The sequence below is a fragment of the Oleiphilus sp. HI0061 genome, from assembly GCF_001635675.1.
The window spans coordinates 1-355 of sequence record NZ_LWFE01000796.1; the positions used below are offsets into that span (position 1 = coordinate 1).

Annotated in this window: 1 protein-coding gene; it reads right to left on the reverse strand. The window is 42.3% G+C overall.

The annotated features are described in order from the left end of the window. Positions 1-52 precede the first annotated feature (52 nt). The coding region (locus tag A3735_RS30700) for a hypothetical protein (protein ID WP_197485808.1) at positions 53-355 on the reverse strand (303 nt) is incomplete at its 5' end.

Consider the following 355-nt stretch of genomic DNA (forward strand, 5'->3'; position numbering starts at 1 on the left):
CATGAAGGTCAGAATGATTAGTCGGGCTTTAGTAAGGAAAGTGACCTGCTAGCTATTTATTCACGACGTTTGCTAGCTTCTCTGAAACGTCGCTAAGCTTTGTCGTCATTGTGCTCAGGTTTTGAATTGACTCCAGTAGGTGTATAACAGCGTAAGCGTTATTGTTATTTACCTCGCCAACATTCTGCGAGGCAGCACTGACTTGTGTCATGTTGTCTTGCAGTTTATTGATTACCTTGGATACTTTTTCAATTTGTTCTGAAACTTCAATAACCGAGGCCGATGTATTCTCCAGTACTGCTTCTGAGTGAAGTACTATCTCGACGCCCTTATCAACGTCTACTGACCCTTGTTT